The sequence below is a fragment of the Stutzerimonas chloritidismutans genome, from assembly GCF_038562055.1.
GTDB classification, from domain to species: domain Bacteria; phylum Pseudomonadota; class Gammaproteobacteria; order Pseudomonadales; family Pseudomonadaceae; genus Stutzerimonas; species Stutzerimonas chloritidismutans_A.
The window spans coordinates 210,444-225,465 of the sequence record NZ_JBCFXD010000004.1 but is presented as its reverse complement, the minus strand read 5'-3'; the positions used below and the strand labels follow the sequence as shown (position 1 = coordinate 225,465).

Sequence of the window (15,022 nt, the reverse complement as noted above, 5' to 3'; positions counted from 1 at the left end):
TATTAATCCATGTGAAAAGTAGGGTCAAAGAGCATGATTGCTAGTCTTCGATTACGAGTGAAGCTGCTGCTGTTGGGGGTGGTGCCGACACTGGTGCTGGCCGTGATGCTAAGTGGCATCGCAGTCTACGAATTACGCGACCTGGCACAGCAGCAGGAAAGCAACGTCCGTGAAAGCCTGACCCGAGATCGTCGCGCCGAACTCCAGCATTATGTCGAAGTGGCGCGCAACGCAATTGGTGCCCTCTACGAGCGTTCCGCCGACGGGGACATGACAGCGAGAGCCGAAGCAGTCAGCCTCCTCGAGCGACTTTCATATGGCACCGATGGTTATTTCTGGGGCTATGACGATCAGTCAGTGAGGGTTTTTCAGGGCGATACTCGCGAAAAGATCGGACAGAGCTTTTCGGATTACAAGGATCCCAACGGCGTATTTGCGATTCGTGAGCTGGTCAAGGCTGGCCAGGGTGGCTCTCATTTGGTCGACTACAGCTTCGAGATGCCGGATAGCAAAGCCGTAGTGCCAAAGATCGGCTATGCCGAATACCTGCCGAAATGGAACCTGGCGTTCGGTACCTCTTTGAATCTCGACGGTGTAGAACGTGACGTGCAGGCGGCGCGTGTGGCTTTTCAACAACGGATCGATCGCATGACGACGATCATGCTGGGCTCAGCTGTCGCACTGCTGGTGCTGATTGCCGGGCTGGCGCTGTTCATGAGCAATGCGATCCTGAGGCCACTGCTGTTGGTCAAGCGCAATCTGGATGATATGGCCGCCGGGGACGGCGATCTAACCCATCGTTTGCCGGTGACCAGTAAGGACGAGCTGGGCGAGCTGGCCGGATCCTTCAATCGTTTCGTTGAGAAGATCCATACGCTGGTGCAGCAGGTTGCAGGCACCACCACTCAGCTGACCGGACTGGTAGGCGCGGTGGCCAGCCAGGCGCAGCGCTCGGAACAAGCCATGGCTGATCAGCGGCATGAGACTGACCAGGTAGCCACGGCGATCAACGAAATGTCGGCTGCTGCACACGAAGTGGCCATGAGCGCGCAGCGGGCGGCAGAAGCCGCGCAGGAGACCGACCAGCAAGGCCTGGCTGCCAAGCAGATAGTCGACCGCAGCATTGAACAGATTCACGAGCTGGTGGGCGAACTACGGGACAGTGGTTCTTCGCTGGAAGGACTCCAGCGGGACGTCGAGGGTATCGTCGGCGTTCTGGATGTGATCCGTGCGATTGCCGAACAAACCAACCTGCTGGCGCTGAACGCGGCGATCGAAGCGGCCCGCGCCGGGGAAGCCGGGCGAGGCTTCGCCGTAGTAGCAGACGAAGTGCGGGCCCTCGCCAGCCGCACCCAGCAGAGCACCGGTGAAATTCAAAACATGATCGACCGTCTGCAGAGCGCAACTTCGCACACTATAGGCACCATGCGGCGCGCCAGTGAGAAGGGCGAGGCAACGCAGGTGCAAGCCAACCAGGCCGGCGAATCACTGGACGCCATCGCCGCGCTGATTGGTACCATCAACTCGATGAACGCCCAGATCGCCAGCGCAGCTGAAGAACAGACCGCTGTGGCTGAAGAGATCAACCGCAGCGTGCACCACATCGCCGATGCGGTGGACGGTGTGGCCAGCGATGCGGCCGAAGGTGCTCAGACCGCACGTGAGCTCGATGGCCTAGGCGGACGCCTGCAGGGACTGGTTGGACAGTTCCGGGTTTAAGAGCAACAAGCAAATGATTCCGTGCCTGCTGCGTTGCTGCGCTGCTGCACTCCACACCCCTAGACATGGCCTGCGCATGGCCCGGACGAGACAGGTTCAAGCGAGGCGACAGAAGGTAGCGCCGTCCGGCGCGAGAGTAAGAACCGGGATATAAGCGTTCCGGTCTAGTCCCCTATGGCCGCGTCCACTTAATGCCGTAGGGGACGATGGCGCACGCCATTTTGCGGCCTGCCCATCAATCTCGTTGCAAGGATGAGTTACCCATGCAAAAGAAAAACAATGCACGTCGGGTAGTTGCTTCTTTCGCTTTACTGGCTTCCACCGCAGCACTCGCCGCGCCCACCTCGGACATCGCTGCGTTTGATGATTACTGGAGCCCTGGCAAGCCCGACTCACGGGTCTGCCGCTCGCCGCTGCTGGTAGGAACGCCGCTCGGGCTGCCGCGCTGTATGCAGGCGAGTAACATCATGACGCACCTGCAGAAGCTGCAGGACATCGCCTCCCTGAACAATGGCAATCGCGCGTCCGGTCAGCCTGGTTATCAGGCATCGGTTGATTACGTACGCACCACGCTCGAGCGCGCCGGTTACCGAGTACGGGTGCAGACCTTCCCTTTCCTCGCGTTCTACCCGGAAGGGCCAGGTTCACTCGCTGCAGTGGCGCCACAGGCTGTGCGGTACACCTGGGAGGAAGACTTCACCTATGCCGATCAGACTGACCCCGGGACCGTAACCGCGCCGGTCGCTCCGGTGGATCTTTCCCTCGGCCTCGGCAATACCTCTACCAGCGGATGTGAACCGGAAGATTTTGCAGGCTTTCCAGCTGGCGCCATTGCACTGATGCAACGCGGCGCTTGCGCGTTCGGCCAGAAAGCCACCAACGCGGCTGCGGCAGGGGCAGCGGGTGCGATCATCTTCAATCAAGGCGATACCGAGGACCGTAAGGGGCTTTTGGTTGCCACACTGGGTGAGGACTATGAGGGCGGCATCCCGGTGCTGTTCTCGACCTATGAAAATGGCGTGACCTGGGCTCAGACAAATGGGTTGCAGCTAAGCATGGACGTCGACGTGGTCCGCGAACGGACTGAAACCTACAACGTGCTGGCCGAGACCCGGCGGGGTGATCCTGACAATGTCGTGATGGTCGGCGCGCACCTGGATTCGGTATTTGAAGGGCCCGGCATCAATGACAACGGTTCCGGCAGCGCGGCGCTGCTGGAAATGGCAACGCTGATGAGCAGAGCCTACCCGCTGAACAAGGTTCGCTTCGCCTGGTGGGGGGCCGAGGAGTCGGGCCTGGTCGGCTCCACCTACTACGTCAACCAGTTGCCGGAGGAGGAAAAGCAGCAGATCAAGGCCTACCTGAACGTCGACATGATCGGTTCGCCGAATTACGCGAACTTCATCTATGACGGCGACGGCTCCGATTTCGGTCTGCAGGGCCCGCCCGGCTCAGGTGCCATCGAACGTCTGTTCCGCTCGTACTTCCAGCTGCGCAACGCGCCATCCGAAGGCACCGAAATCGACTTCCGCTCGGACTATGCGCAGTTCTTTGACGACGGCATCGCTTTTGGCGGGTTGTTTACCGGCGCTGAAGACATCAAGACCGAGGAGCAGGCGCAGCGTTACGGAGGTGCGACCGGACAAGCGTACGATCCGTGTTACCACAACGAATGCGACGACCTCAGCAACCTCTCGACCGAGGCGCTGGAGCTGCACGGCGATGCGTTGGCCTTCGCGACCAGCTGGCTGTCCCTGTCGACCAAGATGATCGACGACGAGATAGCGGCGGCGGCCGAGCAGAGCATCGGTGCGATGCGCATCCAGCAGGTACAGGAGAAGTCACGCTGGGGTCATTGGATCCGTTGATCGTCTACCACCGCGCCGGTTCACCGGCGCGGTTCTTCCTCCAATCCCTTTCCTTACGGCCAGCCGGGCAAATCTGCGACAATCGCGTCCTTCACGAAATCGCTTACGGCTGTCCATGACCGACGCAACGCCCACCTCTGAACAACTGCTGAAAAACCTCGATCAGGCCATCTACGCCGACCGCCATCGCTTGCGTCGTCAGCTGCACGACCTGCGCAAGAAGGCCGGTGCCGCGGCGATTGACGAAGAACGCCTCGCTCAGTGGCTTGAGCGCTTTCAGGCTTCAGCGGCCAAGGTCGAAGCGCGGCGCCGGAGTGTGCCGGTTATGCGCTACGACGACAGCCTGCCGATTGCGGCCAAGCGCGACGAAATCAAGGCGGCGTTGGAAAAGCACCAGGTACTGGTGATTGCGGGCGAAACCGGGTCAGGCAAGACCACCCAGCTGCCGAAGATCTGTCTGGAAATCGGCCGCGGCGTGCACGGGCTGATCGGTCATACCCAACCGCGCCGGTTGGCTGCACGCAGCGTCGCCACACGGGTGGCCGAAGAGATTGGCACGCCCCTGGGTGAGCTGGTGGGCTATCAGGTGCGCTTCGAAGACCAGAGCAAGGACAGCTCGCTGATCAAGCTGATGACCGACGGCATTCTGCTGGCCGAAACCCAGCACGACCGTTTCCTCGAGCGTTACGACACCATCATTGTCGACGAGGCCCATGAACGCAGCCTCAATATCGACTTCCTGCTCGGCTACCTCAAGACGCTGTTGCCGCGCCGGCCGGACCTGAAGGTCATCATCACCTCGGCGACCATCGACCTGGAGCGCTTCTCCGAGCATTTCAACGGCGCCCCGATCGTCGAAGTTTCGGGTCGTACCTTTCCGGTCGAGACTTGGTATCGCCCGCTGGCCGCGGAAACCGATGAGGACGGCAACCGGGTCGAGGATGATCTCACCGTCGATCAAGGTATTCTGGCGGCGCTGGACGAAATCGATGCCCACGAGCGCAGCATCGGCAAGCGCCCCGGCGACGTGCTGGTTTTCCTGCCAGGCGAACGGGAGATTCGCGATGCCGCAGAGATGCTGCGCAAGGCCAACCTGAAGTTCACCGAGGTTCTGCCGCTGTACGCACGGCTGACGCCCGCCGAGCAGCAGAAGATCTTCCAGCCCCGACCGGGCCGCAAGATCGTGCTCGCCACTAACGTCGCGGAAACTTCGTTGACCGTTCCAGGCATCCGCTACGTGATCGATTCGGGTACGGCGCGTATCAGTCGCTACAGCTACCGGGCCAAGGTCCAGCGGCTGCCCATCGAGGCGGTGTCCCAGGCCAGCGCCAACCAGCGCAAGGGGCGATGCGGGCGGGTCGAGCCGGGGATCTGCATCAGACTGTACAGCGAGGAGGATTTCCTAAGCCGACCGGAATTTACCGATCCGGAGATCCTGCGCACCAACCTTGCAGCCGTCATTCTCCAGATGCTTCATCTGCGGCTCGGCCAGATCAAGGACTTCCCCTTTATCGAGCCGCCGGACGGCAAGGCCATCAGCGATGGCTTCAACCTGTTGCAGGAGCTGTCTGCGGTCAATCGCGAGAACCAGCTGACACCCTTGGGTCGACAGCTGGCGCGCCTGCCCATCGACCCACGGCTCGGGCGCATGCTGCTGGAAGCGGCGAAGATGGGCAGCATAGCCGAAGTGCTGATCGTCGCCAGCGCGCTGTCGGTACAGGATGTGCGCGAGCGCCCGGCTGATCGTCAGCAACAGGCCGACCAGGCCCACGCGCAGTGGAAGGATCCGGACTCGGATTTCGCTGCGCTGATCAATCTTTGGCGCGGTTTCGAGGAGCAGCGCCAGGCGCTCGGTTCCAACCCGTTGCGCACCTGGTGTCGGAAGAACTTCCTCAACTATCTGCGGCTTCGCGAGTGGCGGGATGCGCATCGCCAGCTGACGCTGATCGTTCGGGAGCTGAAGCTCAACGATAGCGCGCAGAACCGTGGCAGCCAGCCTGCGGATGAGCGGGTATCGCAGCGTCAGGATCGCCAGCACGCCGAGTCTCGCAATGCGAAGTCCGCTCAAGCTGCGGATCTCAGTAGGGTGGAAGAAGGCGAAGCCTCTTCCACGGACAGACCCGCTCTGACGAAGGACAAGAAGGTCAACGTCAAACTGGCCCAGCAAGCCGAAGCCAGCGAGGCCGCGCAGAAAGCCAAAAGCTACGCGGCGGTGCACAAGGCGATTCTGTCCGGGCTGCTCAGCCAGGTCGGGCACAAGACCGAGGAGGGCGACTTTCTCGGCGCGCGCCAGCGACGTTTCTGGGTGCATCCGTCCAGTGTCATCGGCCGTAAGAAGCCCAACTGGATCATGGCGGCGGAGCTTGTCGAAACTACGAAGCTGTTCGCGCGCATGGTCGCGAAGATCGAGCCTGACTGGATCGAGCCACTGGCCAAGCACCTGACCAAGACCAACCACTTCGAGCCGCACTGGGAGAAGAAGCGCGGGCAGGTGGTCGCCTTTGAACAGGTCACCCTGTACGGCATGATCGTCGTGGCGCGGCGGCCGGTGCACTTCGGTCCCATCGATCAGGCCGCTGCGCGTGAACTGTTTATACGCGAGGGCCTAGTGCGCGGCGAGATGCACAGTCGCGCCAAGGCGCTCACCGCCAATCGCGAGCTGCTGGAGCTGTTTGACGAGCTGGAAGCCAAGGCCCGTCGCCGCGACATCATTGCCGACGAGGACACGCTGTTCGCGTATTACGACGCGCGTGTGCCGCAGGACATCTACCAGACCGCGAGCTTCGAGACCTGGTACAAGCGTGAAAGTCAGAAGAACCCGCAGCTCTTGGTCATGCGCGATGAGGATGTCCTGGCGCGTGACGCCAGCGAAGTCACCGCGGCGCAGTACCCAGACCATCTGCGCATTGGCGAACTGCAGCTGCCGCTTGAATACCACTTCGAGCCCAACCACCCGCGCGATGGTGTGACGCTGCGAGTACCGGCGCCGCTGCTGCCGCAACTGCGGGCCGAACGGCTCGACTGGCTGGTGCCGGGCTTGATCGAGGCCAAGGCCGTGGCACTGGTGCGCAACCTGCCCAAGGCAATCCGCAAGAACTTCGTCCCGGTGCCGGACTTCGTAAAGGCCGCGCTCTCGAAAATCACCTTCGCTGACGGCGCGCTGCCGGATGCGCTGGGCCGTGAGCTGCTGCGCATGACCGGTGCCCGGGTGTCGGACGATGCCTGGTCGGAAGCGGCCGTGGGGCTCGAAAGCCATCTGAAGATGAACATCGAGGTGGTCGACGCCCGTGGGAAATTCCTCGGTGAAGGCCGTGATCTGGCCGAACTGACGGCACGCTTCAGCGAAGCCAGCCAGGCCGCATTGGTGCCGCCGCAGCAGAAGGCCGAACAGAAACCGGTCGAGGCCAAAGGGTTCGCTCAGGTGGCCGAGAAGGCTCAGGCGAAGATGGCCGGCTTGTCGATGACGGTCTATCCCGCACTGGTCGAGGAGGCTGGGGTGGTCAAGGAGGGACGTTTCCCGACCCAGGCCGAGGCCGACTTCCAACATCGCCGCGCCTTGCAGCGCTTGCTGCTACAACAACTGGCCGAGCCGGCGAAATACCTGCGCAACAAACTGCCGGGCCTCACCGAGCTGGCGCTGCTGTACCGCGATATGGGCAAGGTCGATGCACTGGTCGAGGACATCCTGCTGGCCAGCCTCGACAGCTGCATCCTCGACGGCGAAACCCCGCTGCCCCGCGACGGCGCGGCGCTGGCGTCACTGGCCGAGCGCAAACGCGGCGACTGGGCGGCGCACGCCGAACGGCTGGCGCGCCTGACGCTGGACATTCTCAAGCTCTGGCACGGGCTGCAGAAACGCTTCAAAGGCAAGATCGACCTGGCTCAGGCGGTGGCGTTGAACGACATCAAGGCGCAGCTGGCCAATCTGGTCTATCCGGGCTTCGTGCGCGAAACACCGGGTGAGTGGTTGAAGGAATATCCACGCTACCTCAAGGCTGTCGAGCAACGCTTCGAGAAGATCGGCGCTCAGCTTCAGCGTGACCGCGTGTGGTCCGGCGAGTTGGCCGGTTACTGGGAGCAGTACCAGGCGCGACTGAAGAAGCACCAGCAGGAAGGCAAACGCGACCCCGAACTGACGGCTTACCGCTGGATGCTCGAGGAATACCGCGTATCGCTCTGGGCGCAGCAGCTGGGGACGAAGATGGCGGTGTCGGACAAACGATTGAACAAGCAGTGGAGTCAGGTGGAGGCTTGACTGTTGAGTGTTACAGCTTCAGTTGTTCTTCAGAATCGCCGTCTTGAGCTGGCTGGTAGGGCAGCCGGTCATACAGGCGACAAAATGAAACGAGGCGCTTATCGGTAAGCGCCTCGTTAATCTCAGCCACTGAGTCCTCTTAGAAACGGTAGTTGGCGCTCAGCTCGAGCGTGCGCGGTGCGCCTGGGGTGATCAGGTCGACCGAGCCGTGGGCCGAGGCGTAGTACTCCTTGTCGAACACGTTGAACAGGCGCAGTGCCGCATCCCACTTGGGTTGCTCATAGAACAGCGCCGCGTCGACGGTGGTGTAGCCGGGTAGCTCGGTATCGTTGTCCAGCGCGGTGTATCGGCTGCCGACGTAGTTGGCGCCCATGCCGACGCGCCAGTTGGTGTCGAGTGAGCGCACCGCCCACAGGTTGGCGCTGTGGCGTGGCGTGAGCGTCGGGACCTGACCTTCGTTGTCGACACCGTTGGTCTTGCTGTTCGACTTGGTGATTTCGGCATCCAGGAAGGCGTAGCCACCATACAGCTGCCACTTGTCCGAGACCTGACCCATGAAGGTGGCTTCGAAGCCGTCGGTGCGCTGCTCACCCGCCAGTACCAGCTTGGCCGGGTTGACCGGATCGGTAGTTTTGATCTGGGTACGCTCTAGACGGAATACCGCTGCGGTCAGCGTGAGCCGGTCCTGCAACAGGTTCCATTTGGCGCCGATCTCGTAATTCGTGGTTTCTTCCGGGTCCAGCTCAACGTTGGTCGTGCTGACCTGGAACATCTCGCCCGACGGCTGATAGGAACGGCTGACCGACAGGTAGTAGGACTGCATGTCATCCGGCTGCCAGACCAGACCCGCGCGCGGGCTGAGGGTGTAATCGGTACGTTCCAGTTCGGCCTTGTTATCGAGGTCATTGCGGAAGGACTGGTCGAACTCGTCGTAGCGCACGCCCAGCAGCGCTTTCCAGTGTGGCGACAGTTCGATCAGGTCCTGGACGTAGAGGCCCGTGGTTTCCTGAGTATTGAGGCCGTCCCCCGTCTTCTGATTGGCCTGGGAAGGCACCGGCAGCAGCGTATCGCCATACACGGGCACCCGCGCGACGTCGTTCTGGTTGTAGAACTGCTGATCCTTTTCCTGGCGGCCAAACTCAACGCCGTAGAGCAATTGATGGTTCATGCCGGCAAAGACCGCGTTTTGCTTGAGCTCGGTCTGGTTGAACCAGCCATCTTCCTTACGCTGGACGTTGCCACGCTTGAGCTTGACCAGCAGGCTGCCGTCCGGAGCGGTAACGAAGCGGTTGGCGTCGGTGTGTGCCAGAGTGTTGTTGCGGTCCAGATCGTAGTGGTAGTAGCGGCTGGTATTGCTCAGCGTGAAGGCGTCATTGATGCGGTAATCAATGCCCGCTGTCAGCGAGAAGACCTCGCTGCGGGTGTAGTCCTGACTCGCATCGGCAGAACCGAAGCGCTTGTCACGGTCCACCTCTACGGGGCGGCCATTGAGTGCGGGAATACCGAAGTCGATCAGACGTTTGTCATACAGATACGACGCGCCGAGGTTGATTTCGAGGTCGTCGGAAAGGCGGAAATAGGCCGACGGCGCCAGGGCCTTGCGTTCCAGAAAGGCATCCTCGCGGAAAGTGTCGCTGTCTTCCAGCGCGCCGGTTACCCGGAATGCCTTGTTTTGCTGTTCTTGATCCGCCCAGCCTGCATCGAATTGTGTGCGCCGCTTTCCTTCACTGTCGAAGCTGACGCCCACTTCCTGCTCTGGCGAGAAGGTCGGCTTCTTCGTCACGCTGTTGATCAGGCCGCCGGAGGAGCCGCGACCGTAGAGCACAGCAGCAGGCCCCTTGAGCACTTCCACGCGTTCGATATTCGACATGTCCCGGTAGTAAAGGGCGTCATCGCGGATGCCATCGATGTATTGGTCGCCAATCGCGCTGAAGCCTCGGATAGTGACCTGATCGCGTTGCCCGTCGCCGTTGCTCAGGCCGATGCCCGGAACATTTTTAAGCGCGTCTTCCAGAGAATCGGCACCCTGATCCCTGAGCACGCTTTGGGGCACCACGTTGATCGACTGCGGAATGTCGCGCAGCGGGGCGTCGATCTTCAGAGCAGTCGTGCTCGCTTCCGGCTTATAGCTGGCTTCTTCGCGGGCACCGGTCACCGCGGTAGCGGGAAGTTCAAGCGGGGAGGCGGATTGTGCATACAAAGCCGGAGCGGCGAGCAGGCTGAGCAATGGCAATAGACGGGTTGCGTTTGATGGCACGGTGTCATCTCCAGTGGAAGAGGAGGCGACAATAGCGATATGTAAACTGAATGTAAATGATAAGGTTTATCATTCAGTAGTAGTGCTTCTGCTTTACTCGGTGGCGGTAATTCCAGACTAAACGCAGGTGGCTGGTTCAGTGGTGCTTCGCACGCGTGCTGTTCATACCTTCCACCCGTTGCAGCTGCCCATGCTTGTCCAGGCTGATACGCAGCAGATCCTCAGCCAAAATCAGGTTCGCGCCAAAATGCCCTGCAGCTTCCTCTCGAATGTCCTCAATCGATAAGCCTCGACTCGAAGCGCCTTGATACCGCGCACTGAAGTGCGTCAGCACCAGATGCGGCAGCTTGACCGACGCTGCGAAAGTGGCGACCTGCGCGGCTGTGCTATGGCCGAAATCAGCTTTCCCGGCTTCGGCAATCGCCTGAGTATAGGTGGCTTCGTGAACCAGTAATTGGGCGCCTTGGCAGGCGTCGCGGAGCAGTTCGGGTCGGTCGTTATCGCCTGCGATCACCACACGACGCGGTGCGCGGTTGAACAGGAGATAGTCCTCGCTGAGCAGAGTACGGCCTTCGAACGCAACATCGCGGCCATGCATCAGCTCGCCCCAGAGTGGGCCGCGCGGGATGCCGTCGCGGTCGAGCTTGTCGATATCGAGGCTCGGGTCCGGGCGGGTTTCGGTAAAGCTGTATCCCCAGCTCGGGACGCGATGTGAAAGAGCGGTAGCCTCGACCCGCATCTGGGAACTGGACCAGCCATCGAGCGCCTCGGTGGCATGAAATTGCAGTTCATAGGGCAACCAGCTCTGGCTCATTTCCAGCGTGGCCCTGATCCAGCCTTCGATCGCCTTCGGGGCGATGATCTCCAGCGGTTCCTGCCGCCGCGCCATTCCGGCACTGGCGAGCAGGCCCGGTAAACCGTAGCAGTGATCGCCATGCACATGGGTGATAAACACCGCGCGCAGGCCGTGAAGGGTCAGTGGTGTGTGCAGCAATTGATGCTGCGTGCCCTCGCCACAGTCGACCAGATACCAGCCCTTGCCCTGATCTTCCAGTAGGGCTACACCGCTGACATTGCGGGCCTTGGTCGGTGTGCCGGAAGAGGTACCGAGGAAGATCAGATCCATGGAGATGCTCGTGCATAGTGGTAGCGTCAGTATGGCGGCTGAGTGCTGCTGGATAAACCAGCGCCAACCGCAGCGGTGTCTTGCATATATCTTTTAGCTACTAAGAAAGCACCAACTTATATTAAGGATTGCTAGTCAGGACCGTTATGCTGCTGGCCTTTGACACGGCCCCCGCGGGCCTCGATCGGACAGCACGTGATGGAATTCGGTGTAATCGGCTTCATTGTGGCCGGCCTGCTGGTTGGCTTTATCGTTGGCATGACCGGCGTTGGCGGCGGCTCGCTTATGACGCCGATCCTGTTGTGGTTCGGTGTCAATCCGGCTGCGGCTGTTGGTACGGATTTGCTTTATGCCGCGGTCACCAAGGCGGGAGGCGTCTGGGTTCATCAGAAGCAGCGAAATATCGACTGGCGCCTGATCGGCTGGCTGGCATTGGGTAGCGTGCCGGCAGCCGCACTGATGCTATGGCTGCTCAAGGGCCTGCACGGTGATCAGGAAGGCCTCAACGCTGTGATCAAGCAGTCGTTGGGCGTGGTCCTGGTGCTCACGGCGCTGGCCGTGTTGTTCAAAAAGCGCCTGGTGGCCTTTGCTGCCCGCCTTTCAGGTCCGACCCCACGGCTCTCACCACGGGGCCTCAACATCCTGACGGTGGTGGTGGGCGTGGTGCTCGGCGCAATGGTGACGCTGACCTCTATTGGCGCTGGCGCGTTGGGCACCGTGGCGCTGTTCTTCCTTTACCCGTTGCTCGCTACCCGCCGACTGGTGGGCACTGAGATCGCCCACGCGGTGCCTTTGACCTTGGTGGCCGGGCTGGGCCACGCCAGCATGGGCAACATGGACTGGACCATCCTGACCTACTTGCTGATGGGGTCGTTGCCGGGCATCTACCTGGGAAGCAACCTGGCCGGTCGCGTGCCTGAAGCGGTATTGCGGCCTTGCCTGGCAGTCATGTTGGCGATGATCGGGTATAAGCTGATCTGACTTATCGCTTTCTTCGGGAGTGGAGCGCGCCCCCGCGATGCGTAGCTAAGCAGGCTCGCCGGGCGGCGTCAGAACAGCATGACCACTGCAACGTTTCGCTTCTATGCCAGGTTGAATGCCTTCCTACCGGTCGAGCGCCGTGGGCAGGCGTTCCGCTGTACCTGCGCCAAATCCGCCACCACCAAACACATGATTGAAGCCCTCGGCGTACCGCATACCGAAGTGGCGCTGATCCTGGTGAACGGCGCGCAAGCTGGTCTTGACTGGCCCATCGAGGCGGGTGACCGCATTGCCGTATATCCCAGGTTCGAACAGCTGGACGTCAGTGCTTTAGCCACCGCTCAGCCTTTGCCGCCCGGCCCGCCGCGTTTTGTGGCGGATGCCCACCTCGGCGGTCTGGCACGGCTGCTGCGTATGGCCGGGTTCGACACGCTGTACGACAACCACTTCGAAGATGCGGCCATGGCAGAGCTGGCCAACCGTGAGCGCCGAGTGCTGTTGACCCGTGACCGCGCACTGCTGATGCACCGGGTGGTGCTGCACGGCTGCTATGTGCATGCGCTCAAACCACAAGGTCAGCTGCGCGAACTCTATCTTCGGCTCGAGCTGGCCAGCCATGCCCGACCCTTCAGCTTGTGTTTGAGCTGCAATGTGCGACTGCATGAAGTGGACAGGCAGGCGATACTCGACCGCGTCCCGCCGCGCGTACAGGCGCGCCATGAGCGCTTCCTGGGCTGCAGTGAGTGCGACAAGATCTTCTGGGAGGGCACGCACTGGCAAGACATGCGCGCCTTGCTCGAATCGCTGACGCTCGTTGACTAGCGGTTCGTATCAGTTAATGTCGTCTCAGTCTCTGGAGCCGCGCCCATGCAACCCCACAAGATGTCCTATCTCACGCCCGCCATCCCACTGCTTGTTTCAGGAGTTGCCTGCCTGGCGATTGGACTTGCCTCGGAGGCTGAGACCTTTCTCTGGATGGCGCCCGGTTTCATGGCGACAGGTGGCGTGCTTTTATGGCTGGGCCTCCGCCGTCGGGCCGGCTGACCGGCTCGGCGGAGCTCTGCTCAATCCTTCAGCGCTGCACGGCGCGTTGATTGGACAGGTAGATAGCGTCGGGTGAAAGCGCTTGCTCATCCCGCACGGCCTGTAGCCACTCGTCAGTGGTCACCACTGCCGCGAAACCGGTGTTCATCACCACAGTGAAAGCCCGATGAATTTCCTCGGCACTGGCCTTGCCAGCCGCATTCTCGTAGGGCAGCGAGCCACTGGCGTCGTGCAGCAGCTCCACCTTCCAGCCTTCATGATGTGCCTGAAGCACGGTCGAGACGTCGCAATTGTGGGTCATGTAGCCGACCACCGTCAGGGTGTCGATTTGCAGCTCGCGCAACCAGGCGCCAAGGTCGGTCTGCGCCAGTGCACTGGCCAGGGATTTTTCCACGTGTAGATCGAATGGTCGCTCGACGACCGTCGGGTGCAGCTCGGCCTGCTGACTGCCGCGGGCGAACAGCGGTGAACTCGCCGGTGCCAGGTGCTGTATCACGACAACCGGAATTCCCGCGTCATGTGCAGCGTCCATGGCGCGAGCGATGTTGCGCAGCGACAGCTGCACGTCGGGGTATTCGATACGCAGGTTGCCGGTGACATATTCGTTTTGAACGTCAATAACGATCAGGGCACGCTTTGGGCTCATGGTGCTTCCTCTGGTTGGGCTAACCGTGGCGGGCGTCTGACTGGACACCCGGTGTGACAGCGATTGTCTCGCGGCCAAAGGTGCACCGACGAGTGGCCCGGAAGACAGCTTGCGCTAAGATCGGGCCAGTTTTCATGTCGCTGGAGTCTGCCGATGTCGCCTGTGCACCGAATTGCCGTGGTTGCCTTCGACGCGATCAGCCCATTCCACCTGTCGGTGCCCTGTGTCGTATTTGGCGACGAGGGCGCGCGCGAGCAGGGCTATCTCGTCGAGGTATGTGCGGTCGAGCGCGGCAGCCTGCGCACCACCGCGGGCTTCGAATTGCAGGTCGTCCATGGTCTGGAGGCGCTGGCGCGCGCCGACACGGTCATCGTGCCGAGCTGGCGCCACGCTGACGACGCGCCACCGGCCGAGTTGCTCGAGGCGTTGCGCGTGGCGCATGCCCGCGGTGCCACGCTGGTCGGCCTCTGTCTTGGCGCTTACGTGCTGGCCGCGACAGGCTTGCTGGATGGGCGTTGCGCCACGACTCACTGGGCCTGGGTTACGCATTTCAAGGAACGCCACCCGGCCGTGAGCGTCGATGCCGATGTGCTCTATCTGGACGACGACAATCTGCTGACCTCAGCCGGGACTGCCGCCGCGCTCGATTGTTGCCTGTATCTGTTGCGCAAGCAGTGGGGCGCCGATGTGGCCAATCGGGTCGCACGCCGGCTGGTGATGTCGCCGCATCGCCAGGGCGGTCAGGCTCAGTACATCGAGCAGCCCATGCCAGTGCGGCCTCTGGACACCCGCCTCGGCGAGTTGCTGGATTGGGCGCGCGGCAGCCTGCACCTGCCGCACAGCCTCGACAGCCTGGCTGACCGGGTAGTGATGAGCCGACGGACCTTCACCCGACATTTTCGCCAGCACACCGGCATGACGGTCGGGCGCTGGCTGCTGGCCGAGCGGGTCGCACTGACGCAACGGCTGTTGGAAACCACAGACCAACCCGTCGACCGGATCGCAGCGCTGGCCGGTTTCGGTTCACCGGCCTCGCTGCGCCAGCATTTCAGCAAGGCGTTGGGCGTTTCCCCCCGGCAGTACCGCGGCACGTTCCGCGGCCAGCGCTGAGCTGCCAGGCGGCCGA

Annotated in this window: 10 protein-coding genes; 7 read left to right on the top strand and 3 right to left on the bottom strand. The window is 61.7% G+C overall.

What is annotated here, in order from left to right:
• The first annotated feature begins 33 nt into the window (after positions 1-33).
• From AAGW23_RS09190 to hrpA, 3 genes are all read left to right on the top strand, one after another.
• On the top strand, positions 34-1,719 hold the full coding sequence (locus AAGW23_RS09190) for a methyl-accepting chemotaxis protein (RefSeq protein ID WP_342406168.1): 1,686 nt from the start codon (positions 34-36) through the stop codon (positions 1,717-1,719).
• Positions 1,720-1,982: 263 nt separating this feature from the next.
• Positions 1,983-3,587, top strand: coding sequence for a M28 family metallopeptidase (locus tag AAGW23_RS09185; protein ID WP_342406167.1), 1,605 nt, complete (start codon positions 1,983-1,985; stop codon positions 3,585-3,587).
• Positions 3,588-3,702: 115 nt separating this feature from the next.
• Entirely contained in the window at positions 3,703-7,842 is a 4,140-nt protein-coding gene (hrpA, locus tag AAGW23_RS09180; RefSeq protein WP_342406165.1) for an ATP-dependent RNA helicase HrpA, read from the top strand.
• Between the two features lie 139 nt (positions 7,843-7,981).
• Here hrpA and AAGW23_RS09175 read toward each other — a convergent pair whose 3' ends face one another.
• Positions 7,982-10,099 carry a TonB-dependent siderophore receptor gene (locus tag AAGW23_RS09175; RefSeq protein WP_342406164.1) on the bottom strand — a complete coding sequence of 706 codons (2,118 nt, stop codon included), beginning with the start codon at positions 10,097-10,099 and terminating at the stop codon, positions 7,982-7,984.
• Positions 10,100-10,235: 136 nt separating this feature from the next.
• The gene (locus AAGW23_RS09170; RefSeq protein ID WP_342406163.1) at positions 10,236-11,225 is read right to left on the bottom strand and encodes a ribonuclease Z; all 990 of its coding nucleotides are present in this window, start codon (positions 11,223-11,225) and stop codon (positions 10,236-10,238) included.
• Between the two features lie 198 nt (positions 11,226-11,423).
• Between AAGW23_RS09170 and AAGW23_RS09165 the strand changes: the two genes are divergently transcribed.
• The 3 genes from AAGW23_RS09165 (at position 11,424) to AAGW23_RS09155 (ending at position 13,250) form a co-directional block, all read left to right on the top strand.
• Complete coding sequence (locus AAGW23_RS09165; protein ID WP_342406162.1) at positions 11,424-12,206, top strand: sulfite exporter TauE/SafE family protein; 783 nt, start codon at positions 11,424-11,426, stop codon at positions 12,204-12,206.
• 78 nt (positions 12,207-12,284) lie between these two features.
• A complete protein-coding gene (locus AAGW23_RS09160) occupies positions 12,285-13,028 on the top strand; it encodes a Mut7-C RNAse domain-containing protein (RefSeq protein ID WP_342406161.1) in 744 nt (247 codons plus the stop codon).
• 45 nt (positions 13,029-13,073) lie between these two features.
• Positions 13,074-13,250 (top strand): hypothetical protein, encoded by a 177-nt coding sequence (locus AAGW23_RS09155; protein ID WP_342406159.1) that lies wholly within the window; start codon positions 13,074-13,076, stop codon positions 13,248-13,250.
• Positions 13,251-13,278: 28 nt separating this feature from the next.
• Here AAGW23_RS09155 and AAGW23_RS09150 read toward each other — a convergent pair whose 3' ends face one another.
• On the bottom strand, positions 13,279-13,896 hold the full coding sequence (locus AAGW23_RS09150) for a cysteine hydrolase family protein (protein WP_342406157.1): 618 nt from the start codon (positions 13,894-13,896) through the stop codon (positions 13,279-13,281).
• Between the two features lie 153 nt (positions 13,897-14,049).
• Here AAGW23_RS09150 and AAGW23_RS09145 point away from each other — a divergent pair, with 153 nt between their 5' ends.
• Positions 14,050-15,006 carry a helix-turn-helix domain-containing protein gene (locus AAGW23_RS09145; protein ID WP_342406156.1) on the top strand — a complete coding sequence of 319 codons (957 nt, stop codon included), beginning with the start codon at positions 14,050-14,052 and terminating at the stop codon, positions 15,004-15,006.
• The last annotated feature ends 16 nt before the right edge of the window (positions 15,007-15,022 follow it).

Excerpts from the sequence above, each read along its gene's own strand:
- AAGW23_RS09190 (WP_342406168.1), top strand. The coding sequence starts at position 34 with ATGATTGCTAGTCTTCGATTACGAGTGAAGCTGCTGCTGTTGGGGGTG.
- AAGW23_RS09185 (WP_342406167.1), top strand. The coding sequence starts at position 1,983 with ATGCAAAAGAAAAACAATGCACGTCGGGTAGTTGCTTCTTTCGCTTTA.
- hrpA (WP_342406165.1), top strand. The coding sequence starts at position 3,703 with ATGACCGACGCAACGCCCACCTCTGAACAACTGCTGAAAAACCTCGAT.
- AAGW23_RS09170 (WP_342406163.1), bottom strand. The coding sequence starts at position 11,225 with ATGGATCTGATCTTCCTCGGTACCTCTTCCGGCACACCGACCAAGGCC.
- AAGW23_RS09165 (WP_342406162.1), top strand. The coding sequence starts at position 11,424 with ATGGAATTCGGTGTAATCGGCTTCATTGTGGCCGGCCTGCTGGTTGGC.
- AAGW23_RS09160 (WP_342406161.1), top strand. The coding sequence starts at position 12,285 with ATGACCACTGCAACGTTTCGCTTCTATGCCAGGTTGAATGCCTTCCTA.
- AAGW23_RS09155 (WP_342406159.1), top strand. The coding sequence starts at position 13,074 with ATGCAACCCCACAAGATGTCCTATCTCACGCCCGCCATCCCACTGCTT.
- AAGW23_RS09150 (WP_342406157.1), bottom strand. The coding sequence starts at position 13,896 with ATGAGCCCAAAGCGTGCCCTGATCGTTATTGACGTTCAAAACGAATAT.
- AAGW23_RS09145 (WP_342406156.1), top strand. The coding sequence starts at position 14,050 with ATGTCGCCTGTGCACCGAATTGCCGTGGTTGCCTTCGACGCGATCAGC.